At 42.1% G+C, this 24,711-nt stretch carries 21 protein-coding genes; 8 read left to right on the top strand and 13 right to left on the bottom strand.

Annotated elements, in window-relative coordinates; genetic code table 11:
* Positions 1–4 precede the first annotated feature (4 nt).
* The 5 genes from DTQ70_RS05090 to DTQ70_RS05070 form a co-directional block, all read right to left on the bottom strand.
* A complete protein-coding gene (locus DTQ70_RS05090; protein WP_122929804.1) occupies positions 5–1,024 on the bottom strand; it encodes an HlyD family secretion protein in 1,020 nt (339 codons plus the stop codon).
* 46 nt (positions 1,025–1,070) lie between these two features.
* Positions 1,071–2,336, bottom strand: coding sequence for a TolC family protein (locus tag DTQ70_RS05085; protein ID WP_122929803.1), 1,266 nt, complete (start codon positions 2,334–2,336; stop codon positions 1,071–1,073).
* Between the two features lie 194 nt (positions 2,337–2,530).
* Complete coding sequence (locus DTQ70_RS05080) at positions 2,531–3,133, bottom strand: TetR/AcrR family transcriptional regulator (RefSeq protein WP_122929802.1); 603 nt, start codon at positions 3,131–3,133, stop codon at positions 2,531–2,533.
* A 210-nt stretch (positions 3,134–3,343) separates the two neighbouring features.
* Entirely contained in the window at positions 3,344–5,065 is a 1,722-nt protein-coding gene (locus tag DTQ70_RS05075; protein WP_122929801.1) for a glycosyltransferase family 39 protein, read from the bottom strand.
* Positions 5,066–5,098: 33 nt separating this feature from the next.
* The gene (locus tag DTQ70_RS05070; RefSeq protein ID WP_122929800.1) at positions 5,099–5,713 is read right to left on the bottom strand and encodes a phosphatase PAP2 family protein; all 615 of its coding nucleotides are present in this window, start codon (positions 5,711–5,713) and stop codon (positions 5,099–5,101) included.
* Positions 5,714–5,788: 75 nt separating this feature from the next.
* Between DTQ70_RS05070 and DTQ70_RS05065 the strand changes: the two genes are divergently transcribed.
* Positions 5,789–6,616, top strand: a complete 828-nt coding sequence (locus DTQ70_RS05065) for a hypothetical protein (protein WP_122929799.1) — start codon at positions 5,789–5,791, stop codon at positions 6,614–6,616.
* A gap of 59 nt (positions 6,617–6,675) precedes the next feature.
* Here the strand turns inward: DTQ70_RS05065 and DTQ70_RS05060 are convergent, their stop codons facing one another.
* Positions 6,676–7,650, bottom strand: coding sequence for a UDP-glucuronic acid decarboxylase family protein (locus DTQ70_RS05060; RefSeq protein ID WP_028522276.1), 975 nt, complete (start codon positions 7,648–7,650; stop codon positions 6,676–6,678).
* Positions 7,651–7,839: 189 nt separating this feature from the next.
* Positions 7,840–9,156, bottom strand: a complete 1,317-nt coding sequence (locus tag DTQ70_RS05055; RefSeq protein ID WP_122929798.1) for a UDP-glucose/GDP-mannose dehydrogenase family protein — start codon at positions 9,154–9,156, stop codon at positions 7,840–7,842.
* Positions 9,157–9,533: 377 nt separating this feature from the next.
* On the opposite strand from DTQ70_RS05055, the gene DTQ70_RS05050 reads away from it, so the two are divergent.
* Positions 9,534–10,673 carry an acyl-CoA dehydrogenase family protein gene (locus DTQ70_RS05050; RefSeq protein ID WP_122929797.1) on the top strand — a complete coding sequence of 380 codons (1,140 nt, stop codon included), beginning with the start codon at positions 9,534–9,536 and terminating at the stop codon, positions 10,671–10,673.
* Positions 10,674–10,725: 52 nt separating this feature from the next.
* Here DTQ70_RS05050 and recA read toward each other — a convergent pair whose 3' ends face one another.
* On the bottom strand, positions 10,726–11,784 hold the full coding sequence (gene recA, locus DTQ70_RS05045) for a recombinase RecA (RefSeq protein WP_122929796.1): 1,059 nt from the start codon (positions 11,782–11,784) through the stop codon (positions 10,726–10,728).
* A 220-nt stretch (positions 11,785–12,004) separates the two neighbouring features.
* Here recA and DTQ70_RS05040 point away from each other — a divergent pair, with 220 nt between their 5' ends.
* Entirely contained in the window at positions 12,005–13,138 is a 1,134-nt protein-coding gene (locus tag DTQ70_RS05040) for a DUF4932 domain-containing protein (RefSeq protein WP_122929795.1), read from the top strand.
* Between the two features lie 86 nt (positions 13,139–13,224).
* A complete protein-coding gene (locus DTQ70_RS05035; RefSeq protein WP_122929794.1) occupies positions 13,225–13,485 on the top strand; it encodes a hypothetical protein in 261 nt (86 codons plus the stop codon).
* 112 nt (positions 13,486–13,597) lie between these two features.
* Here DTQ70_RS05035 and DTQ70_RS05030 read toward each other — a convergent pair whose 3' ends face one another.
* Both DTQ70_RS05030 and DTQ70_RS05025 read right to left on the bottom strand, forming a co-directional pair.
* The gene (locus DTQ70_RS05030; protein WP_122929793.1) at positions 13,598–14,452 is read right to left on the bottom strand and encodes a hypothetical protein; all 855 of its coding nucleotides are present in this window, start codon (positions 14,450–14,452) and stop codon (positions 13,598–13,600) included.
* A gap of 3 nt (positions 14,453–14,455) precedes the next feature.
* The gene (locus tag DTQ70_RS05025; protein WP_028522270.1) at positions 14,456–14,989 is read right to left on the bottom strand and encodes a thioesterase family protein; all 534 of its coding nucleotides are present in this window, start codon (positions 14,987–14,989) and stop codon (positions 14,456–14,458) included.
* A 182-nt stretch (positions 14,990–15,171) separates the two neighbouring features.
* On the opposite strand from DTQ70_RS05025, the gene DTQ70_RS05020 reads away from it, so the two are divergent.
* On the top strand, positions 15,172–16,095 hold the full coding sequence (locus tag DTQ70_RS05020) for a M23 family metallopeptidase (RefSeq protein WP_122929792.1): 924 nt from the start codon (positions 15,172–15,174) through the stop codon (positions 16,093–16,095).
* Positions 16,096–16,114: 19 nt separating this feature from the next.
* Here the strand turns inward: DTQ70_RS05020 and DTQ70_RS05015 are convergent, their stop codons facing one another.
* A complete protein-coding gene (locus tag DTQ70_RS05015; protein ID WP_122929791.1) occupies positions 16,115–17,458 on the bottom strand; it encodes a hypothetical protein in 1,344 nt (447 codons plus the stop codon).
* Positions 17,459–17,499: 41 nt separating this feature from the next.
* The gene (locus DTQ70_RS05010; protein ID WP_122929790.1) at positions 17,500–18,672 is read right to left on the bottom strand and encodes a class I SAM-dependent methyltransferase; all 1,173 of its coding nucleotides are present in this window, start codon (positions 18,670–18,672) and stop codon (positions 17,500–17,502) included.
* Between the two features lie 413 nt (positions 18,673–19,085).
* Here DTQ70_RS05010 and DTQ70_RS05005 point away from each other — a divergent pair, with 413 nt between their 5' ends.
* Genes DTQ70_RS05005 through DTQ70_RS04995 form a run of 3 tightly spaced genes read left to right on the top strand, consistent with a single transcriptional unit; the run spans position 19,086 to position 23,740 of the window.
* On the top strand, positions 19,086–20,408 hold the full coding sequence (locus DTQ70_RS05005; protein WP_122929789.1) for a hypothetical protein: 1,323 nt from the start codon (positions 19,086–19,088) through the stop codon (positions 20,406–20,408).
* A gap of 2 nt (positions 20,409–20,410) precedes the next feature.
* The gene (locus tag DTQ70_RS05000; protein WP_122929788.1) at positions 20,411–22,084 is read left to right on the top strand and encodes an ATP-binding protein; all 1,674 of its coding nucleotides are present in this window, start codon (positions 20,411–20,413) and stop codon (positions 22,082–22,084) included.
* Positions 22,085–22,102: 18 nt separating this feature from the next.
* Entirely contained in the window at positions 22,103–23,740 is a 1,638-nt protein-coding gene (locus DTQ70_RS04995) for a leucine-rich repeat domain-containing protein (RefSeq protein ID WP_122929787.1), read from the top strand.
* A gap of 25 nt (positions 23,741–23,765) precedes the next feature.
* On the opposite strand, the gene DTQ70_RS04990 is transcribed toward DTQ70_RS04995, so the two are convergent.
* Positions 23,766–24,710, bottom strand: coding sequence for a caspase family protein (locus tag DTQ70_RS04990; RefSeq protein WP_122929786.1), 945 nt, complete (start codon positions 24,708–24,710; stop codon positions 23,766–23,768).
* Between the last annotated feature and the right edge of the window lies 1 nt (position 24,711).

The following is a 24,711-nucleotide window of genomic DNA, read 5'->3' as shown; positions in this document are numbered from 1 at the left end:
GGAATTAGAGTTTCACTTCGCCGTACATTCCTATTTTGAGGAAACCGTCGTTTTTCACTTTGATTTTGGTGGCGTACACCAAATTCGCCCGTTCGTCTTTGGTTTGAATGGTCTTAGGCGTAAACTCTGCTTTGTTCGAAATCCAAGTCACCACGCCGCTTACTTCTTTGTAGCTGTCTTTACCATTATCGACAAACACTTTGACGGGCTGGTTCAACTTTATTTTACCAAGTTGGTCGCCCGTAATATACGCCCGCAACGTCAGCGAAGTCAAGTCCGCAATTTTATACAATGCCTTCCCTGTGGCAGTCATTTCGTTCGTAGTGGTGTATTTAACTAAGACCGTTCCGTCAATGGGATTGGTAATGGTACACCGCTGAAGTTGGTCGTCAAACTGCGCGATACGTTCTTCCAACGGCTTGCGCTCGCTCAACACCCCACGGTTTTGAATCGACACTTGCTGCTGTTGCGATTTAATTTGCTGCTGAACCACCGCCACTTGCCCTTCGGCCGTTTCGATTTGTTTTTTCAACACCGAAATTTGACCGTCCACATCGTCCAATTGTTTACTTGGTACAGCTTCGGCTTTTACCAAATTATCCAAACGTTTGTGTTCGCGCTCCAATAGCCTAAGTTGCTCGCGTTGAGCGGCTATTTGACGTTGTTGCGTCATCAATTGTTCTTTCAAAATTTGAATTTGGGGAGAAGCGTCGTTGGTTTTTTGGTTCAGTGCCTCCATGCTCGCTTGCACTTGTGCTTTTTGCAAACTCAGATTTTTGCAGTCAACACTCCCAACCGCCTGGCCTGCCTTGAGGGTAATGCCTTCTTCTACCTCCAAACTCAGAATTTTCCCCATCGACTCCGACGAAATCACGACTTCGTCGGCTTCAAAAACGCCACTTGCATCAAACGCTTGGTCGCCGCTGTTGCAAGCACCCAAACTCAAAAGTGACAGAAAAAGCAAAGCCCCTACGCCACGTTGCTGGGCTTTCTTTAGGGATGTTTTTTGTGATATTGTATTCATAATAGCTGATTGTCTTATTCTTGGTTGTTCAATGTTAAGTCGGCCATTAATTCCCTGCCGATAATCGTAAATTGTTTTGTGCTTGAAGGAGTTGAACTTCGTGCAAAATCAAGTTTTGACGCGCACTGTCTTCGTTGTCTAATTCTGTCAGATAATCGCTGGCCGTAATAATGCCATTTTCAAGCTGAGATTCCGCCGCTTTACGAATCGTCGAACGAATGTCAATCAATTTACGGTCGCTCTCCACCAGGGCTTGCAAACGACCCACTTCTTGACGCTGAGAAGCCATTCTGACTTGGGTAGCCAACACAAAATTTTCCTTTTGTTTCTCAATTCGTTGTTGATTGACTCGCAATTGTTGCACTTCAATCGCTTGGCTATTGGTATATAAATGTGACAAAGGAATTTGCAGTTGCACCCCTCCAATGAAGTACGTTTTAAATTCGGTCGAGAGGAAATTCAGCCCAGGTCGCCCGTATCCGCCCGTTGCAAATGCCGATAGTTTGGGCAAATTTTTCGCTTTTACCAGCTTCTCGCTTACCGACAGCGTTTGTTTTTGGGCATCAAACCACTTCAATTCTGGCCGATTCATATCCAATGAATTGGTCGCTACCGTTGGCAGTTGAAGCGACGTGTTTGCATCAATCGCAATACCAGTCAAAAGAGAAAGAGCCTCCAAAGACGCAGTTCGCCGTTTTTGGGTTTCTAACACCATTTGTTCTACTTCCAAAATACGCGCCTCCAAAGCAAGAATATTGGAACGAATCGCGATTCCATTTTGAACCGAAGCTTTTGTTTTGGCTAGTTTGGCACGAAGCTCTTTGTCCAAAATATCAAAGTTTTTCAATTGGCGTTCGGCAAACAACGCCCCGAAATACAGGCCACTCACTTGCTCCCGAAGTTGGTACAAATCCACCGTTACCTTTTGTTGGTCAGCCAATTGATTCGCAACAGCCACCGCCTTTTGTTTCTGAACAGTTCCCCCATCCCAAATCGTCTGTGTCACATCCAACGTCAGTTTATATTGGTCTTTGGGAGGTGGCGTGATTTCAAAATTAGGCAACTTTATCGGCACACTCGTCACGTCCGACTGCCAAGTAGCTTGTCCATTGAGGCGAGATTGAGGCATAAAGTTGCGGTTAAGCAACTTCAATTGAAGCTCAGTCGCCTCCTGAATCAAACGGGTTTGTCCCGATTGAGGGCTGTGGGTTTCGGCCTGTCGGTAGCATTCATCGAGGGTCAACGCACTTTGCGTATGCCCCAACGAAACAAATCCCAACCACATCCCAATAAATAGCACTTTTTGTTTCATAACCTTACAGTTTAACTATTTGGTTAAAGTATGTGTAAAAAAATAGGAATTCTAACTTTTTAGCCCTTCCAAGTTTTGGAAACCTGGAAGGGCTTTGTCTTCGGCGGTCAGGTTGTGAGCAACCCTCTGCACGTTTTAAAACTTGGGAGGGCTTTGTCTTCGAGGGATCGGGTTGTGAGCAACCCTCTGCACGTTTACGGAGTTAAAATTAGCTTTACGTACAGTTTTAACTCCTCGATTCGCTGTTTCATAAGTACATCAAAAGCCTCTTTGTCTGCCCCAAACGCATTCATTAAAATGGGACGAGCCAAAAATGGGAATACACACATTCCCATGATAGAAATCACAAACTGCATAGGATTGATACTTCGAACTTTGCCTTTTTGGAGTTCTACAAAGTAGTTTAATGCTATTTTCTGCATCAATCCGATGGGAAGTTTTTTGATAAAATCTGACTTTTCTGGGTTATTGACCGTATTCAAAACAAACAAAGGCAAGTAGGGATTTGCTCTCAATAAGTTAATATAACCTTCAATTATAAGCCCAATTTTGTCTGAAAAGTCAATTTCTAAATCAAAAATTCCGTCAGCTTTTGGGAAAAACGTACCTATTTTCAAATCAAAAACGTGTTCAAACAACTTATCCTTCGATCGAAAATAGTAATGTAGCAATGCTTTGTTAATTCCTGCCTCATCCGCTATATCTTGCATTCGGGAACCGTCGTAGCCATCCCTGAGAAAGATAGTCTCCGCCGCTTTCAAAATTTTTTCTTCCGTTGTTAAATCAAGTTCTGGCATGGTTGATTATTTAGTTTAACCATTTGGTTAAATTTGACACAAATTTGTAAGTTGAAGTTTAATTCTCCAACTTTTTTTTCATTTTTTTTCCAAGATACTCCGCTTTGCGTGCAATGGACGATTAGGCGTCACCCCCATTTTTAAGTTTACAATAGACTGATATTCAGCCTATTTTTCTTTTGTCTCATTTGCAAATTTGCCTTTTGCTTATTACTCCATTTTTCGTAGCGATTCCGCGATTTTTTGGTAATCGGGTTTTCTTCGGAAAAACACAAAACCGTTTTCTTCCTTCAAGAACTCTAAATTCGGGTTTACACGATAGGCGTCAGCACGGTCTATACGCGCAATCAGGAACGTTGGCTTGTCCACTGGGCCATTCAACAGCCACTCTTCATCACTCGCTTCGGGACGCACTCCCATCGGCTTTTTGAAGTAAAAAAATTGCGCATAGCTTCGGTTTCCAATCGGCCAAACGTAAACATCTTGGCCTTTTTTGGCTTCATAAAAGTCAATAACTGTGCGTTGAGTATAACCTTCGATTTTTGGAACGACGTTCGCCGTATAAAAAAACATCAATAGCGATGTGCTAAAAAACAAAATACGAATGGCCATTTGCTTTTGTTTTTTCCAACGTACCAAAGCAACACAGATTGCCCCAAAATAAAGCACGCCCCAAAGCCACTCATTTCCAGCCCATTCGACGGGCGCTTGCAAATTAGCAACCGCAAATTTGTCATCAATATAAGGGATAAAAGCCGTTGGGTTCATACCAATCAACGGCACTAAAGTCAGCACCAATGACAAAATAAACCCAATCAACAATACCATAACCGTCATCCATCTTGGCCACACAATTTCACCTTTGAGCCACTGATGCAGCCACAACGCCGCAAGGTACGAAAGCGGGAAATAGGCCATCGAACTGTAATGAACAATTTTGGTTTTGACAATAGAAAACACAATCATCACCACCCAAAACAAGCACAACATTGGCAATGAAAACGCAGGCATGGGCAACGTCATTTTGTCAGCTACCTGCGGTTTCCACCTCGCAATCAACGGTTTAAAAGCTACTGCTACGTATTTTAGACCAATCACCGAAATGGGGAAACAACCAATCAGGACGACCACAAAGTGATAATAAAATGGCTGTCCGTGGTCGGCTTCCGAAGTCGCACCGAGGCGATAGAGGTACTGCAAAAATGCGACAAAAGTCGCCCAACCGCTTTCCAAAATGATGGCCAACATCCACCCAATCGTAAAAACCCCCGCCGTAATGGCATAAATCAGCAGGTTTTTAACGGAATAATCCCCGATTGTTGCTTGGTTATTTTTCTTCTGAACTTGTTGAATTATCCACAACGCCGCCAAAACGAGTGTAGGGACACCCACCCCCACGGGTCCTTTCGTCCAAACGGCGAGTCCCGCAAAAATGCCCGCCAACAAGAAACTTTTTGCGGTATTTTTGGCGTCTGGAAACGAAAAATTAACCACGCTCAAAAACATAAAGTAATTGAACCAAGGGTCGATAATCCCCGATTTAAAATACAAATGCGGCGTAACCGAACCCAAATAAACCAACGCCCACAAAAACCCAAAGCGAGCATCGACCAAGCGTTTTCCCAAAAAATAGAAGGTTAATAAAGTAAAAACTCCTACGACAGCATTGGGAAAACGGGCGGCAAACTCATTGATGCCAAACATCTTCATCGACAAAGCCTGCAACCAAAAAAACAGCGGTGGCTTTTCCCAAAATGGCTGAAAATCAACTTGTACGCGTAAATAATTCCCCGAAACGAGCATCTCACGGGCCGACTCAGCAAAGTTGATTTCATCCCAATCAAACAAATGGGTTTGACCCAAATAGGGAACAAAAAAAGCTACCGCAAGAAATGCGATGACCCACGGATTTTCGAGTTTTATATTTTTCATTCGTAGTTTCTTTTAAAATCTAATTTTAGCACATTAAGCTATTTCGTTGAATTTTAAGGCCAACCCCCAAGCGGTGAGCGTACCCAAAAGCGACCCCACGTAAACATCGACCATAAAATGTTGAAGTAAATACATTCTTGAAAAACCTATGACACAGGCCATTACCAAACACCCTAGTTTCAACCAAGGTTTTTGCGTCCACAAAGCCAACAGCGCAAACAAGGCAAAGGCCGAGGTCGTATGCCCCGACGGAAAACTATTCCAGTGACTCAGTTCTACGCCTGGCACCGTGTGTAACGACTGCATCATCCCCTTAAAATATTCCACTGGACGCGGTTCTTTTGGGAATGCAAAATTTTTGATAAGCTGTGCCAATATCCCAGAAATAGCATAGGCTCCAATCACCAAAAATCCTTTCTTGCGGGCGCGAAACAATAACCCTACTCCTACCCCAACGCAAAAAATGCCATCACCAAGGTGCGTAATGTATTTAAAGAATGTATCGGCAAAGGTACCGTTGTAGCGATTGATTTCCAGCGAAATAATTCCTTGTCGGTAAAGAACCTGACAAATACCCAACCCTAACAATAATATACCGTAAGTCAGGGCAAAAGGCCAGTTTGTGCGAAGCAATCGAATAAAGTTCATGGCGCAAAGATAGAGGTACAGAAAATATTTTCCCCATCTTTGCGTTGTCTAAGGGTTCAGAAACTTGCCGTTTTTATGAAAAAAATATTCTTTACTGGTCTGTTGTGTTCTGTTTTAGTTCACCTTCAGGTTTCGGCGCAGAAAATGCTCCAAGAGGTAATTATTGACTACGTAAACTTGGTTCCTCCCAACGTTGTCAATAAAGTATTGGCCAAAAATACCCCCGTAAAAGTATCCCTTCTGAAAGGTACTACCACTTCTTTTTATCGTATCAGCGTTTTTCAACCCGAAAAAGTCAATACTTCCTCTCGTTTGTACGAAACCCTTCGATTGGTAAATCCTGATACCTTGACCAAAGCGGACTATTCATTTGACAAACATTCGTTGGCTTCTAATGCTAATTTTAAGGTAGCGGTTGGCGTTTTTACCGATGCCAAATCGGCCCAGCAATTTATCGACGGTAAAGAAACTTCTCCTTGTTTTAAGATTGATAGTACCCAGAATAGCGTTGGGAAGTTGGAAGGGTGCCGTGGCGACGAAGTTTACATCGCCGTCAAACCCCTTGGCAAGCGTAAACTTGGCTCTATCAAAGTAGAAGTTGTTTCATTGGCCGATGTCATCGAAGACCCTGTCAACGACCGTTTTCCGTTTTCTCTCCAAAATGAGCTGAACGGTGAAGTTGCCTACGAAGTGAGCGGTGATCGCCTCAACTGGCAAGCTTTCTTTTTGCCTTCCAAAAAACGGGCTGAGTTTAAACTAGCTGATACACAAGTGTATATGCGCGTCAGCACCCTAGATAAAGTCACGGAAGAATACAAAATTGATTCAGGAAAAAAATACCGACTTTTTTGGAACAAAGATAAAAATCGGGTGGATGTGAGTGAAATACCCGTTTCCAAATAGATAAAAAAAGCCTCCCGAAAGTTTTAGAACGTTCGGGAGGCTGGACAAAAATTTTGCTATTAGTTAAACTCTCTGTGGTGCGTTTCTTCGTACAAGCGGTCTTCAGGAAGATTTTTGAAGTAGTCGTACGTAATTTTTAATCCCTCTGCGCGCGATACTTTTGGCTCCCATCCTAACACTTCTTTTGCCAATGTAATGTCTGGCTGACGCTGCTTTGGATCGTCTTGTGGAAGTGGTTTGTAGATTACTTTTTGGGTAGTTCCTGTCAATTTGATAATTTCTTCGGCAAATTCACCAATCGTAATTTCGGCGGGGTTTCCTACGTTTACTGGCATGGCGTGATCGCTCAACAACAAACGATAAATTCCTTCAACGAGGTCATCAACGTAGCAGAAAGAGCGCGTTTGCGAACCATCACCAAACACCGTAAGGTCTTCACCGCGAAGTGCTTGCCCGATGAACGCAGGCAATACCCGTCCGTCGTTCAATCGCATACGTGGGCCGTAGGTATTGAAGATACGAACGATGCGCGTTTCTACGCCGTGGTGACGGTGATACGCCATCGTGATTGCTTCCTGAAAACGTTTTGCTTCGTCGTAGCAGCCACGGTAACCCACAGGATTTACGTGCCCCCAATAGTCTTCGTTTTGTGGGTGAACCAATGGATCACCATACACTTCCGAAGTAGAAGCTACCAAGATGCGCGCACCTTTTGCACGTGCCAAGCCAAGGCAGTTGTGCGTACCCAACGAACCTACTTTGAGGGTTTGGATGGGGATTTTCAAATAATCAATGGGGCTAGCTGGCGAGGCAAAATTGAGGATGTAGTGCAATTCGCCGTCGATAACGATGTGCTTTGAAATATCGTGGTGAATAAATTCAAAGTTGGGGTTAGAACGCAAGTGCTCAATATTGCGAAGGTCGCCCGTCACAAGATTGTCCATTGCAATAACGTAATAGCCTTCTTTGATAAATCTATCGCACAAATGCGAACCCAAGAAGCCCGCCGCACCAGTGATTAAAACTCTTTTCATTTGGGGAAAATATAAGAATGTTTGATTCGGTTAATCAGTGAATTATTTTCGAGTTGCAAAAGTACGAAAACCCATTCGCTTTCTAAAACTTAGCTTTTTAAGTGCGACGCTCGAACAGAAGGCATAAAAAACGAGTGCCTTGGGTGACTCAATCACGGCACTCGTTTTTGTATTAATATCTAAAAAATATTAGGCTTTCACCACCTCACGACCAATGCTGTAGTAGGTAAATCCTAGTTCCTTCATTTGATCTAATTCGTAAACGTTACGGCCGTCGAAAATCAATTTGTTTTTCATCAACAACGCCATTTTTTCAAACTCTGGCGTGCGGAATTGCGGCCACTCGGTAAAAATCATCAACGCATCGGCATCGTCCAGGGCAGCGTATGGCGTGTGTGCATAGTTAATTTTGTTACCCAACACGTAGTTTTTCACATTTTCCATTCCTTCAGGATCGTAAGCAATCACCTTAGCCCCTTCTTGCAACAGAATATTAATGTTTTCCAACGCTGGCGCCTCACGAATATCGTCGGTATATGGCTTGAACGAAAGTCCCCAAACGGCAATCGTTTTCCCTTTCAAATCTCCGTCGAAGTGTTTTTTAACGACGGGGATAAGTTTCGTTTTTTGTTCTTGGTTTACTTCCATGACCGATTTCAACACTTTGAAATCGTACTTATATTCTTCCGACGTTTTGGCAAGTGCCTGCACGTCTTTGGGGAAGCAACTTCCACCATAACCAATTCCTGCAAACAAGAAACGTTTTCCAATGCGGCTGTCGGTTCCGATTCCTTTACGCACATTGTCAACGTCGGCTCCTGCCAATTCACACAAGTTGGCGATTTCGTTCATAAACGTAATCTTCATGGCCAAAAACGAGTTGGCCGCGTATTTGCTCATTTCGGCCGAGCGCTCGTCCATAAAAATCACGGGATTGCCTTGACGCACCAACGGAGCGTACAACTTCTCCATCACTTTCTTAGCCCGCTCCGACTTGGTCCCAATCACTACGCGGTCGGGCTTCATAAAGTCTTCTACAGCCACCCCTTCGCGCAAAAACTCAGGGTTTGATACTACGTCGTATTCCACTTTTGCGTTTTTCGCCACGGCGGCGCTTACTTTTTCGGCTGTGCCTACGGGAACAGTACTTTTATCGACGATAACCGCGTATTCGGTCATGATTTGACCCAAATCATCGGCTACTTTCAAAATATATTTCAAATCTGCCGAACCATCTTCACCTGGAGGCGTTGGCAAGGCCAAGAAAATCACCGACGCCCCTTTGATACCTTCGACCAAATCGGTGGTAAATTTCAAACGACCTTCGGCTACGTTTCGATGAAAAAGGACATCCAAGCCCGGTTCGTAAATGGGAATAATGCCATTGTTCAGCTTTTCAACTTTTTTTACGTCAATGTCGATACAACATACTTGTACACCAGTCTCTGCAAAACAAGTTCCTGTTACGAGTCCTACATAGCCAGTTCCTACTACAGCGATTTTCATAGATAAATGCTTTGGTTGTTAGTTTTCATGTGCGGCTCTTCAAAATTGTATTTTTTCGAGTCCAACAAAACAGCTTCAAAATTAGAATAAATTCTTCAATCCCTTCCAATCTTCCACAAATTTGTAGCGTAACAATTGATTTTGCGGTTCTTTTAATGATTTTTCAAAAAAATTATTACTCTAAAAATTGTCATAACAACAAATAAAAATTTGCAACACTCGCGTTTTGAAGTATTCATTTATGCTTCCGAAAACGTTTGCGTAATCTTTTATTTTTCTTCCCTCAACCGTTCACTCATTATTGCTTGGCATAATCATTGAATAATCTTAGATTGAGATTCTTTCATTCAACACTATTCCTTTAATCGCTTTTGAATATGAAGTCCGAAGTTGTAGAAAACCAAGAATTAATTGCCCAATCGGTTCGGGATTTTGCAGAACGCAACATGCGACCATACGTTAGGGAGTGGGACGAAACCCAGCATTTCCCCGTTGACCTCTTTCATTCACTTGGCGAACTAGGGCTCATGGGCATCCTGGTACCCGAAATTTATGGTGGAGCGGGATTGGGCTATCAAGAATATGTTACTGCGATTGTAGAATTAAGCAAAGTTGATCCTGCCATCGGGCTCTCGATGGCCGCTCACAACTCGCTCTGTACCAACCATATTTTGATGTTTGGGAATGAAGAACAAAAACAGCAATATCTACCCAAACTTGCTAGTGGTCAATGGATTGGCGCGTGGGGCTTGACCGAACCCAACACTGGTTCGGACGCAGGAAATATGAGAACGGTGGCCGTGAAAGACGGTGACTATTGGGTCTTAAATGGTTCTAAAAACTTTATTACCCACGGAAAAAGTGGCAACGTAGCCGTCGTCATTGCGCGAACAGGTGCCCCAGGCGACAAACGAGGAGCTACGGCTTTTATCATCGAACGGGGCACGAAGGGTTTTTCGGCAGGGCGTAAAGAAGACAAGTTAGGAATGCGGGCTTCAGAAACAACGGAATTGATTTTTGAAGACTGCCGCGTCCACGAAAGCAACGTACTGGGGGAAGTTGGAGAAGGTTTTGTCCAAGCCCTCAAAATTTTGGATGGTGGACGAATTTCCATTGCAGCCTTGAGTCTTGGCACGGCCATTGGTGCGTTTGAGGCGGCCTTGGCGTACTCCAAAGAGCGTCAGCAATTTGGCAAACCGATTTCGCAGTTTCAGGGGATTTCGTTCAAACTTGCGGATATGCACACCGAAATTGAAGCCGCCAAACTACTCGTGTATGACGCCGCTGCCCGCAAAGACCGCCACGAAAAAGTAACGCTCCAGAGCGCTACGGCCAAATACTACGCCTCAGAAGTATCGTGCAGGGTGTCTAACGAAGCGGTTCAGATTTTTGGTGGCTATGGCTTTACCAAAGATTATCCTGTGGAGAAATTTTACCGTGACTGCAAACTATGTACCATTGGAGAAGGCACGAGTGAAATTCAGAAACTGGTGATTTCGAGAGAGATATTGAGTTAGGTTCAAAAAAACCTCCCGAAAGTTTAAAACTTTCGGGAGGTTGCTATTAGCCTTAATCAGGCGTTCCGTCGTCAGCGATGTTAGGTTCGAGCTTATCCAAAAGTGCATCGTCTTCTTCGTTGACTTTTGCACGGATTTTAGCTTCGAGTTCATCGGCCAATTCAGGATTATCTTTCAATAATTGCTTCACTGCGTCGCGGCCTTGTGATAGGCGGTTGCCATCGTAGCTAAACCAAGAACCTGATTTTTTCACGATTTCTAGTTCGACGGCTAAGTCGATGATTTCTCCAACTTTAGAAACCCCTTCGCCGTACATAATGTCAAATTCAACCACTTTGAATGGAGGTGCCAATTTGTTTTTCACCACCTTCACTTTGGTACGGTTTCCTGTGATATTATCGGCACTTTCTTTGATTTGACCAATCCGACGAATATCCAAACGAATCGACGAATAGTACTTGAGGGCGTTACCACCCGTGGTTGTTTCTGGGCTACCAAACATTACGCCGATTTTATCGCGCAACTGGTTGATAAAAATACAGCAGCAGTTGGTACGGTTAATAACCCCCGTTAGTTTACGCAAGGCTTGCGACATCAAACGCGCCTGGAGGCCCATTTTGCTATCGCCCATCTCACCTTCAATTTCGGCTTTAGGAACAAGCGCCGCAACAGAGTCAATCACGATGATGTCAATCGCTCCTGACGAAATCAAATGTTCGGCGATTTCAAGCGCTTGTTCACCATTGTCGGGCTGTGAAATAAGTAAGTTTTGGGTGTCGATTCCCAATTTTTGCGCATACACGCGGTCAAAAGCGTGTTCTGCATCAATAAAAGCCGCCAAACCGCCCAATTTTTGAGCTTCGGCAATGGTCTGCATGGCAAGTGTAGTTTTACCTGACGATTCTGGCCCGTAAATTTCTACGACCCGTCCGCGTGGCAAACCACCAATTCCTAGGGCAAGGTCAAGTCCAACGGAACCCGTTGAAATTACCTCGACATCCATCACTTTTTTGTCACTGAGACGCATCACAGTGCCTTTTCCGTAGGCTTTGTCAAGCTTCTCCAGTGTTGTTTGCAGGGCTTTAAATTTCTGTTCTTTGTTGTCTGCCATGGTTGATGTTAAAATATGAAATAGTAGGTTTGTTTACATGTAAAAGTACGCATTTTGTTTAGGTTTTCCAAAGAAAACGGCGACTAAAACGGGTCGTTTTTAAGGTTAATTATGGGGCTTTTGCGCAACGTTTTTTAAGACAGGGAAAGTTCATTTTGGTGTTAAATTTTTATCGAATCTCCTAATTGCTATATTTGAAGCTTGAACCCATCTTTTTCTTATGAAACATACGCTAACAGCCTTTTTTATACTCTCATTCGGTGCTTTCCTCTTTACTTCTTGTGGCAACCCCATTGCGCCCAAAGCCCGATTCTCCACCGCTTATCAGACTGAAAACCGACAAAAAGTAACCATTGAAATGCCCGAGACGTACGAGCTTAGTTGCATTATCATGGCTCTTACGGGTTATCGAAATGTGTTGGAAGGAAAAGACCCTTACATTCAAGACGTTAAAAAACATTTTAGCCCTTACAAAGACCACCCGATGGTGCGGCACGCGGCGAAAAAATTCCGCAAATTAGGTTTGTTTCACCATACCCAATTGCGCAAAAGTGCCCTCACCCTTGAGTTTAATGACAACAATCGCCTCGTCAAAAGTAAGGTTTATTCGCTGAAACGTCCGCTTTCGATGATTTTGTTGGACTTGCAAGACCGTCCAGCACTTCTTCGGGATTTTATTGAAAAAACAAATTACCGAGCGTTTTACGCCCAGCATAAAAGTTACTACCAAGACCAGTTGGCGAAGGCCGAAAAATACATGCCTGTTCGTAAAATGTGGGCATGGGCCGAGAGCCAGTTCCCTTCTCGCTACGATAATTACAAAATCTATATTTCTCCGCTCGACGGCGGCCATCATTTTACCTTTCACTTAAAAGAAAACGGCTTTCGTCAAACGCTCATGTTTATAAGTCCAGGGATTGAGTTTTCTGGCAATCGTTCGGAAATTGAAAAAGAAGGTTCTTGGTCTCGCATTGTTTTTACTGAAATTGACCACAACTACGTCAACCCCGTCACTGACAAATACATAAAAGAAATTGAGGCGGCCATGCCCGATTGGAAAAAATGGAACAAAACCAAAGATGGCAACAAAGGCTATTATGAATCCACGTACTTGACTTTCAACGAATACATGACATGGGCGGCTTTTACGCTGTACGCCTATGACTCCTACCCAGCGGCCGATTTTGAAAAAATCAATCAGCGCGTCGAGGATTTTATGATTAATGGCCGTGGGTTTCATCGCTTCAAGGAATTCAATCGTTTTTTGTTGGAAACCTACAAAAAACGCACCGCCAACCAGACCGTTGCCGACCTTTATCCTGCGGTTATTGCTTGGCTCAAAGAACAACCCTAAATGGATTTTTTAAATAGCCACGCGCCAATCAGTGCCCAAAGCTCGTACCTTTGCCACACTAACCAATTTGTTGAGACATCAAACTCATGAAAACTCCTTTAGTTGAAAGCCTGCTGGGATGGACGTCATTAGGCTTCTTTGCGTTGTGGATTTTGGAATTTCGCCGTACCGAATTTGTAGATAGTTACTGGTTATTAATGCTTTGTTTAGCTGCTTTGTGGGGTTTCCAATACCTCCGCCGCAAACGCGGTGCTGAGCCTTTGTTGTCAAAATACACCCCTGAAAATCGCCAACAAAAACCCAAGCCCAAAGCAACTATCAAGCCTTCGATTAAGAAGAAGAAATAGAGGTTGGGAGTTTTGAATTAGGAATTGCGAATTAGGAAATGGGACGTAGATTCCTCCTTCCTCGTAATGACAAAGAACTGGAAACCTAAAACTCCAAACCCGAAACTAAAAACTAAACCAGCCAAAGGGTAAAAAAGAAGACGCCGTCTCCGAGCCAACGGTAGCGTTCGTTGGGGAGTACGGAGGGCGATTTTCTTTTTAGGTAGTCGTTGGCGAGGCTCATTACCGCCACCGTTACGGCTGCCCTCACGCAATAGCGGTACGTAGTTGTGATGAGTACAACCGTGGCCGCTGCACACACAATAATGCTAATCCACATCAAAACTTTACTGACAGTCTCGGTTCCCCACGCAATGGCCAAGGTATAGCCTTCATCCATGTCGAAAGATTCAAACCACGAGAATAAAAGCAGATTTTGGAAAGCAACCAATCCAAAAAGCCCCATAAAAACTTTACTTTCCCAAGGTGTTTCGGCGGATGCTGACAAAGCCGTCCACCAGACACCTGCGGTATAAATTAAAGCAACAATTGGCTCTTTAAACAACTGAAAACCATCGGTTAGCGTTGTTCGAAACACAACCACCAAATACCCCACTACCAACACTGCTAACGTCAGCCCAACGGTAAACATCCCTTTGGGTAACCAAAACAAGCAAACAAGCCCCACAACGCCCAATCCAGCTAGAATTTTGAGCAAAATCGGCTCATGTTTTGCGTGAAATCGGTGCCGTTGGGTATCAACCTTCCTCGATTTACGGTTGTCAAGCAAGCGATCTGTAACATAAATAGCAAACACTGCGATACCCACCAAAAGCGTCGAAGCCCACGAGACTTTCCCGTGTCCATCGGGCATACGCTGCGCAATGGTGTGCGTAAGCATTGCGCCCGCCACCACATCCAAACTTAGCCAATGAGCCCGTTTTAAATAATAGCCAATAATAAATGCTGTATTGTGCAGCCAGTTCATTCCTTACACTTTCGTCGAAGCAGCGCTCAGACTTTGTTTAATTTCTCGAATCCGTTCGTTAAAGTTCCAGTTGTGATAATCGACGTTTGGTAAACAGGTCGCTTCCAAATAATCCATAATCGAAGGTGGATGCACCGTGCGTTTTCCCGAACGTACATCGATGTACTTAGAGGTTACCCAAAGTACATTTTTGAGTTGCGTCCGCGAGTCGTCCGTCATGTAATATTCGGTCACAATGGTGTCTTCACTAAAATAAATTAAGCGCGACGTAATACGCACCCATTCACTCACTAGGGCAGGCCGCACGTAGGCAATTTGGTGCTGATACACCACCCAGCTTTGGCCTAACTCACGAAATAATCGTCCAAAATTAAACTCGTAGAGCTTAGCTACTTGGTCTTCACGGGCGTTAAAATAATAATCAAAGTACTTCGCGTTGTTGAGGTGCTGGAGCGGGTCACAGTCCTGAAAACGAATGACCATCCGCGATTCGGGCTCTTTTGGATAATCTTTATTGGGTAGGCGCTCAAAAAACATGTGCGTGACGAATAGTTAATTTTCAAAAAAAGGAAGGCAAAGTTACGACACGAATTGGCTCCTAAGCCTTTGTCCATAAAAAATGATAATCTTTTATAAAAAATTGACAAATGTCAAGTGGTTGACCAGCAATTTAACCTAACTTTGCCGTTATCAATTTCAGCCAATTCATTATTGTATTTATGAAACTATCCACTTCGATTCTCGGTTTTGCCGCCCTTTTTTCGCCCTTTTTCACACTTGCACAAAGCTCCGTTGAAGTTACGTACGCCGCCAACGACAAACGCGAATACACTTTTCAAGCCAAAAACACCAACGTTTGCGACTATACAGTCAAAGTCGAATTTACTGATTTACAGGGTGGAAGCTGTGGCTGTTCGTTGCCCTTTATTGAAACTATTTCACCTGGCCCCAGCACCTTATTCACCCTCAAGCCAAACCAAAACAACCAAGGGATTTCGTTCCGCTTCGGTTATTCTTACCTAAAAGGACGAGTGCTGAACAAAGCCCCTAAGCCGTTTTTATACCTTTTGCCTTTTTCTTCGGCGGGGCCGCACAAGGCTTTTTTGTCGAAAAATATTATGGAAATGATTGCCAATAAAAAAGTGTCTAATTTCTACGGCATTGCTTTTCAAATGCAAAAAGGAGACACCGTTTTTGCCGCCCGTCGCGGAGTGGTGAGCCAAGTAAAAGATGCTTTTGATACCCATTCCGACGGAATTTGGTTCTCCAGCCAAACCAATTCGGTAGAGGTCTTTCACGGCGACGGCAGTTTTGCCAGCTACAATCGACTCAAAAAAGGTAAAATGTTGGTCAAAGAAGGCCAAGAGGTAGAAGCGGGCGAGCCACTGGGCATTGTCACTGACGATACTTTCGAGGGAAGTGTCGTAGTTCAGTTTTCGGTGTACTACCTTAGCCGTACGAGGGCATTCAACCCAACTGAATATCCTTACGACTTCGTCGTTCCGTCGTTTTATTCGCCCACCAACGCTTCGGGGTTAGTAATGCAGAGCGGCGGCACTTATACTTCCGAATGGCCCGAAGCAATTGTAACGCAGGAAATGTCAAAGAAGGAACTCAAGCGCTGGAAGAGCAAACAAAAATAGCCAAGGGGATATTTCCCCTCTAATCTTTGGCATACCAAAAAGGCATCTCTACGTAATCAGTCCACACTTTTTTGGGCAGGCTGTCCACGTTCATCGTTTTAATGTAAAGCGTATTTCGGCCAATTTTACATTTTTCAGTACTCAAATACGTCCTTAGCCCTTTGGTATTACCCTGGTCTTCAAAAAACAACTCCACCGAATCGAAGGTGCTATCGTTGAGGGCTATTTTAAAGTACTGATTAAAACACTCAAGCCTACTTTTGTCCACCAACAGCCTTTGTTTGGACTTTCTGAGCGTATCAGGCAGCGTCGGGTCTTTACAAATCTTTGCTAAATCAGCGTCAAATGTCTTGCTATAATTGATATACAGCTTCAAAAACGCCCCTTCGACGACGTCCGACTGAATACTTGCGGCTTCTATCCTTTCGTTTTCGGGGCGCAGGTTATCGTAGTAATTGGATGTTAATTTGTATTCGCTCGTGCCTGTAGAGTAAAAATTGCGCGATTCTAGGTGCGTAATGCCGTAATGCGTCAGCATTTTATCTAAATAAATAGAAATGGTCAGGCCAAAAAATAAGAACCCAATACAGATAAGAGTGGAAAAGTATTTTTTCCGAGGGAGATTTGAAGCAAACGTAAAATTGATGTACTGAATAGGTTTATACATCCCCATGTACAACCACGTGCTTTTATCAACGAATTGCATTAGGAGTTTACCAATCACTGGATGTTCCCTGTATTTCTCATTGGTACTAAGTAGGACGAGAATAAGGCTAGTAACCAATATGAGACCACCACTAGCAAGAAAAATGGGTTTAGCCTTGCTGTAAAACTCAGGAAAAAACGTCTTGATACCCACCGTTCCCGTAAAAATCAGAAGGTATAACAGGGCGAGCATCAAACTAAATAGCACCAAAACAAAGGCAATGGAGAAAATTTGGCTGCTAAATCGGTCTAATCGAATGATAAAGCCATCCAAGGTTCCAAATTTCTTTTTATAGGTTTCTGCCAAACTTTTACTCGTATTCGGAATGTTTTCGTAGTCAATCCCCTGCGGAAACACCGCCCTAAGCCCTACAATAGCAATCCAAAAAGCTCGAAGTATAAAGTGAACCGCAAACGTTATAATCAGCAAATAGGCGGAGGATTTGGCAAAACTGTAGGCTAACAGCGGAAATACTTGCGTGACAACGCTGCTACTCAGCTGGTAATTTTCAAAATAGCTTTCAATAGCAGTATCGGTCAATTCGGGGAGAAACGAGGTCGAATAAATAGCCGCCCCTGACACGACCAACTCTAAGTTCCAACTTTGGTTAGATAATTCTTGAATCCAGTTACTTTTTTCGGGAGAAGGGGTTTCCATGCAATAGCCAATAAAGGTTTAGGTCACAACAAATGTAAAAATTAAATTGGCTTTTTACACACCAAAAGTCGTTTATCTCCATTGGCCAGGGTCGTGGCAAAAATGTACGTATGGCCGCCTTCTTTGAGTTTAAGCTTTTTACGTAATTCGTCGGTGGAAAGCGGAAAATTACGCACCGTCAGGTTGGCTTTTCCATCGGTAAGGTACGGTGCCAACGCCTTAGAATCCACTTTTACAACGGCCTCCACCCGAAAAATTCGCCCAGGAAAATGCTCAACCAATGTCGCTGACGTATAAAGATGGCTGTGAGGCGCTATTTTTTCCACGCCATACGCCTTGGCCACCGACTTAAACGCTCCTGCTTTCAGTATCGAGGCATTGGGCTCGTAAAGGTAGGTCTGCGGGTCGCTCAGCGTTACGGCTAAACTCTGCTCACTATTCCACTCAAAATCAAACGTTTGCACTATGTCGTCCGACTTAAAATTAATCGTCCGTACGATCGGGCTGGCTGTGGGTTGGGCGTCCGACGCTAGTTCAAAAAGCAGTTCTTTGCACTCATTTTCTACCGAAACGACGTGAATGACCGACAGTTGGGGCAAGTCCAATAAAGTTTGTTTGAGATCGAGCAGCGGCGAAGCTTTGATGAGCAATCGCTTGGCTTTTTGCAAAAGAAGCGGCAGGTACGTCACCACGTCGGGTTCGCAATCGCGCAGCCCCACCACGCGGCGGTTATCGGCCGAACGACGCGCAGGGTCGAGATAAATCCAATCAAAAACGGTATCGAGGGTTGGCAAAACTTCCAGCGAATTTCCTTGCAAGTACTGCACGTTTTGAAGTCCTAGTACGTCTAAATTATACCTTGCCCGTTCCACCAATTCGGGCTTTTGTTCTACATAAAGCACTGACGTACAGTTTTTAGCAAAAAAAGAAACATCAATCCCCATGCCGCCCGTTGCGTCCATCAGCGTACCCGACACCAACGCCGCTTTGTAACGACCCGTTGTTTCCGAAGAGCTTTGTTCTACCGAAACCGCAGGCGGAAAAATGAGTCGTTCTTCGGCATACCACGAGGGCAGTTTTTGTTTGGCTTTTTGGCGGGCTTCAATTTGGCGGATTTCAAATTCTCGATTTTTACCGTATTTGAGCAACAGTGTCGCCACCGACGCAGACAGGTGTTCCCGAATAAATTGGCGTTGTTCGTCTAGCAAAACCATTAAAAAACGTAGATTGGGGATGGTTGATGGCGCAAAAGTAAGGACAATGAGGTTTGGTTGTAATTACAATAAGTCTTACTAAATCCCAAAAATCAGTACAATTGATAAAAAAGCATTTTTATAGAACATTCTTCTCAAAGCTTTTACTCCTTAGATTTAAAGCAAACAAGTTTTCTAGTTATATTTGTTTCCAGCGTCATAAAAGATACTAGTCTCTCCTATGAAACAACTCTTCTCACACTACTCCCCAAAAACAGAACCGCGTAAATCCTTCCTCCCTGGACTCCGAGAACTTGGATTGGCAGGGCACTATTTTACTTGCTCTACTCTACAACCTTTTGTTACTCGTGTTGAGTTAAACGTCGATAAAATGTAAATAAAATTCAAATTTATAGCAGTAACTTTTATCGCATATGAACAGCAGTACTATTGAAGGAAATCATAACATCGTCATTCAGAATGTAACGGATAGTACGATTACACTTAACGTAAGCGGAGAAATTCAAGAGATTGCTCGAAAATTAGATGTGTTTTTAGATTTGTTAAAAAATCTCTCAGAGAAGAATTTTCAAACGGCTGATAAAATCTACAATATTGGCACGATTAATAACGCTAATTTTGACTTTATCCTCAAACAAACCAACTTTCAAGGCTTACCCAATGAGTTGAAAGAGCATCTTTTGACGGAGTCGGGCTGGGGATTGAGCTTAAAACAAGAATTGATTAGTCAAAAGATAGCTGTGCGCAACAACCGCACTTTTGAGCATTATGGTTGGCTGATAGAAGTTTTTTTGCAAAAAATGAGCACAGAAGTTGGCAAAGCCTCCACATTACGTGCTTTGTCGTTTATGACCGAAGCCTATCAAGCCTCTATTTACTACCTATGTATGATTCAATTAGCCCAGCTATTACAGCAAAAAGAGGCAGTTAACATAACAAACCCAATTTTTTCAGATTTCATCAAAACGCCGCCTGAAAATCAAGCCTTATTTGACTATCAACAATTATTACTCTTAGGGGCAGAAGCATTAGGAGCTAACAACTTTGTGACAGAAATAACGGATTTTGTGACCGAGTTGCAGGATACGGAAAACGATTTATACGGCGTGGCCTTATATTTGGATAAAATACGCAGACAATTGATTAACAACCAATTACAAGAAAATAACTCCCTCCAACAACTCTTAGAAGAGTATAGAACTGCCTTGATATTTTGGTTGCGAAAACTGGTTTTTATTGCCCGATACCGCTTGGTTTCTATGAAGGAAATCAATATTCAATATCGTTTGGGAGCTACTGCAAAAGAATTTATCCATTATTATGGCGAATTACACGGTGTCTATGAGGGGGCTGCTGTGGACGGAGAAGATTACACGACATTTTCTGTGAAAGATTTTTTCACCTACAATCACAGTGTTTTGTTATTCAAAGGAACGAATATCGATGCAAGTCTCAATACACTGTATAACAACAAAAACTATATTTCCTTATCACCTCTTATCATAGACCAAAGCGTTTTTTCGGCGAAAATGACACAAACGCCTGAAATATTCAATTTTTGCGGAATGAGCGGCAGAAGTTATCATTTTGCACAATACAAAAATGAGTTGCCTGTGGGCGAGCCAAAAACGATAGCTTCTAACAAAAGTTTCCTTGTCAAGAAAGAAAACCTGAATCAGCCTAAATGGAATGAACTCTTCGAACATTTAGAATTGCTACTTAAACCACTAATTTAGGGATGAATGCGCCATTCAAATTTTTAGATGCTTACAAAAAAGAAGATTTCAACGTTTTCTTTGGGAGAGATAAAGAAACGGAAAATCTTTACAACGCTTTGAGTGGCGTGAAGCACTTATTAATTTATGGTCCTTCGGGTGCAGGCAAAACCAGTTTGGTAGAATGTGGTTTACGCAATCAATTTTCTGATGCCGATTGGTATGCTTTGACCATACGAAAAGGAGACAATATCAACGATTCGTTTTTTGCGGCTATTAATACGGTACTGAAAGAAAAAATGCCTTTGTCTGAAACAAGTGCATTTTCTGAGGCGGTTGAGCAATTGTTTTATGAAAAGCACCAACCCGTCTATTTGCTTTTTGACCAATTTGAAGAACTGTTGATTAGTGGCAGCATAGACGAGAAAAAAGGGTTTTTCAGTCGTCTCTATCAATTGGTGCGCTTTAAAATACCTTGCCGAATTCTTTTTATCATGCGAGAAGAGTTTATCGGACATCTCCATGAATTTGAATCACTGTTTCCGACCATTTTTCAGCAGCGCTTTCGACTCGAAAAAATAAATGGTGCTCATGTCCAAGCGATTATAGAGTCCATTTTAGAGGCACCAGAATATCAACCCTTCTTTATAGTAGAAGACAGTCAAGCATTGGCGCAAAAAATGTTGGCCAAGCTACCCGATAAGCAAAAAGAAATAGAATTAGCCCATGTTCAAGTATTTCTAAGCGAATTATGGAATAGAGCGTTTAACAGTAAGCCACAGGCCGCTATACCTATACTACATGCGGGCTTGATCCAAGAAAATGACAGCCTTGAAGGGGTATTGGACAGTTTTTTGCAAAAAGAACTAGCCCATTTGGATAGCAGCTACGGCAAAAGAGTACCGTTAGAGGTCTTAGCGGCTATGATTTCTGAACGCCATACGAAGCTACAAGTTACGCCCGAAGATATTTACACTGACTTACAAACCAAGTCGGTTACTATATCTGAGTTCAATCTTCTACAACTACTACTCGAATTGGAACAACGGCGTATTGTGCGTACCCTCAAATCCAATGAGCGTCCCCATTACGAAATCAGCCACGACATTTTGGCTTCGCTTGTTGGCAAAAATCTGACCGAGGAAATGCGTTTGCGTGAGAAAGCCAACGATATTTATAAAGTATATCAAGAAAAAAGAGGGTATTTCTCCCAAGATGACTTGGATTATATACGTCCTTATCAAGCGTATCGAGCCTATCCTGCGGATTTAGAAGAGCGGATAAAGGACAGCGAAAACCATATTGCCAATGAAAAAGCCAAAGAATTAGCCCATGCACAAGCTACCGCCGAGCGGGAAATAGCACTGCGGCAAAATGCCGAAAAACAACAGCGAATTGCTAAACTACGGAGTTATATTGCGGGAACTGTGGCGGTTGTGGCAGTTGTGTTTTTGGTTTTGGCTTGGTGTCAATACAAAAAAGCCGAAGAACAAAAAAAGGAAGCTATCAAAGCTTTAAAAAAATCGTTACAATCTGATATACAACGCTTAGACAATGAAATCAAAAATGCAGAAAACAACCTCAGTATTTTTAAAGGCAATAGTGCAGGAAATGATTTGTTGAACTACGAAATGCAGAAACGGGATAGTTTGCAAAAACAACAACAAACCTTTCAAGAACAATTCAACAACCTTTAAAATAACAACCAATAGACAATGAAAAGTATATTTTTATATGGCTATTTTCTCTTGTTACCTTTTGTGTTACGAGCGCAAGCGGATTGTCCTTTTTATAAAACCTATATCGAAAGAGGCGAAGCAGAACTAAAAAAAGGTGATAAAGCCGATTTTAAAACAGTCATTGAGGCATTTTCTAATGCCATGATACACTGCCCTGCAAAGGCAGATGAAGCACGTAGCAAAATTGTAAAAGCTTTTGATGCAATCAATGCTTTAAAAATAAGGGCAGAAAAAGATAAAAATACGGCTATTCGAGCTAGAAAAGAGGCTGATAGTGCTAAAGTAGTAGCACAACGACGAGCTACCGAAACAGAAAATGCCAAAACAGAAACCGAAACCGCCCTAAATGAAGTCAACAGCGCACGACAAAAAGCCCAAGACGTTTTAGATAAAATCTATTTTTACAAAGGCAAATTTGGTTTAGCTTATGATGGAGATAAAAAAAAATACGGTTTTATTGATAAATATTTAAACATTAAGATTGATTTTAAATATGAGGAAGCTTTGCCTTTTAATCAAATGGGACTTGCAAAAGTCAAAAGATTCGGCAATTATTATTTGATTGATACAAATGGAACTGAATATAAATTAGCAACTGACATACTTAAGTTACAGTTAGAATCAGGAATAACTGCGTTAGACTTAAGTGATAGAAACGTTGAAGAAATCGACCCGCTAGTATTTCAACATTCGCAACTAAAAGTCTTATTGCTAAATGGTAATCAATTAAAGCAGATACCCGAAGGTATAAAGTTTTTGGTAAATTTGCTGTATTTGAACCTATCCCAAAACAAAATTGAACAATTGGAAAACTTAGATAGTTTATTAAATTTGGTTTATTTTAACTGTGAATTGAATAGGATAATAGCATTGGGAGGTTTAGATAATTTAAAGTCTTTACAAACTTTCGATATTTCAAGTAATCAAATCCAGAAATTAGAAGGTTTAGACAGTTTAAAGTCTTTACAAACTTTCAATATTTCATTAAATCAAATCCAGAAATTAGAAGGCTTAGACAATTTAAAGTCTTTACAAACTTTCAATATTTCATTAAATCAAATCCAAAAATTAGAAGGTTTAGACAGTTTAAAGTCTTTACAAACTTTCAATATTTCATTAAATCAAATCCAGAAATTAGAAGGCTTAGACAATTTAAAGTCTTTACAAACTTTCAATATTTCATTAAATCAAATCCAAAAATTAGAAGGCTTAGACAATTTAAAGTCTTTACAAGCTTTCGGTATTTTAGGTAATTATGTCTGTAAATTAGAAGGCTTAGATAGTTTAAAGTCTTTACAAAATTTCAATATTTCAAGTAATCAAATCCAGAAATTAGAAGGTTTAGAGCATTTAAAAAACATAAAAAATTTAAGCATTGGTAGAAACCCTCTCTCCGTAGCTGACATCAACCCAAGGTTAAAAACCATGACCAATATAGAAGAATTGAGTCTAAATAACTTGGGTTTAACAATTCTACCCGATGTCATCTTTTCGCTTAAAAATTTGAAAAAATTAGATTTAGGCAATCTTGGGGATAAAAATCAGAACAACTTTTCTAAACCAGAACAAGAAAAAATAAAAAAGCTATTGCCTAACTGTGAAATCACTTTTTGATAGCCCCAAACTAGATTTGGTGGCCTTACTTTTTATTGATATTAATGATTATGGTTGATTTTTTTGCGCCCTGCATTACAATATTTTCATTTCCTTTGATGGATGAAAACCATTTGTATTTTTTTCGGTAAGCCTTGTCAGTCTCTTTTGGTACCAACTCTATGCTTTTGCCACTGCTATCGGTTAGTCTAAATGCACTATCAAACACGGGGTTTTGTGGTTTTCCGTTAGGGTAGGTACAAAGTATAAAGTTCTTGGTACCTGTGTTCTCAAAAACATTCAGTTGAGGTCTTTGATGCCTTTTTGTTAATGGATAAACAGTCTCTCTAAGGTACATAGCCAAATCAAAAACTGTAACATCTTTGTCATTTTCTTCAAAATAGGCTCCTGCTAGTCCATTAATTAATACATAAGTAAATACACTCAGCGGTTTGCTGGTAAAAGATTCTTTATTAGCATGAGAAGAAGAAATAACAACTCGGTTGGCATGAGACAAAAACGCTTTTTCGTCAAAAGGGATTCTACTTTTTCTGCTTTTTGAGATACCGCCTGCATGGCAGCAATCCAAGAGCAACAGTATTTTCTCGGCTTTTATTTTGTTAATGCGATCAATAAAATCAGCTCCCAGCAAGGCCGTGTTTTCTACATCGGCAGCAAGGGTATCATGGGCAATCAAAAAATGTTTATCAGTACCCTCTGGACTTGTTTGTTTGTACCCATGCCCCGAAAAATAAACCCAAACAAGATCGGCTTTGTCAGTTTTTGTCTTGGTCACCAAACTATCAATACCCTCCAAAATCTTCACTTTTGTAGCATTACTATCTGTCAAAGTAAGGATATTGTCATACGGAACAATATCTCTTTTAAACAGTTCGCAGGCTACTCGTTTGGCATCGGCGGCGGTCACCGCCATAGCGGGGGTATCATCTTGGCGTTGGCCTACACCTATGAGGAGTGCATGATTTTTCATC

It is taken from the genome of Runella sp. SP2, assembly GCF_003711225.1.
GTDB lineage: Bacteria > Bacteroidota > Bacteroidia > Cytophagales > Spirosomataceae > Runella.
Note: the sequence above shows the minus strand (reverse complement) of the source record. Positions and strands in the feature narration are given on the sequence as shown.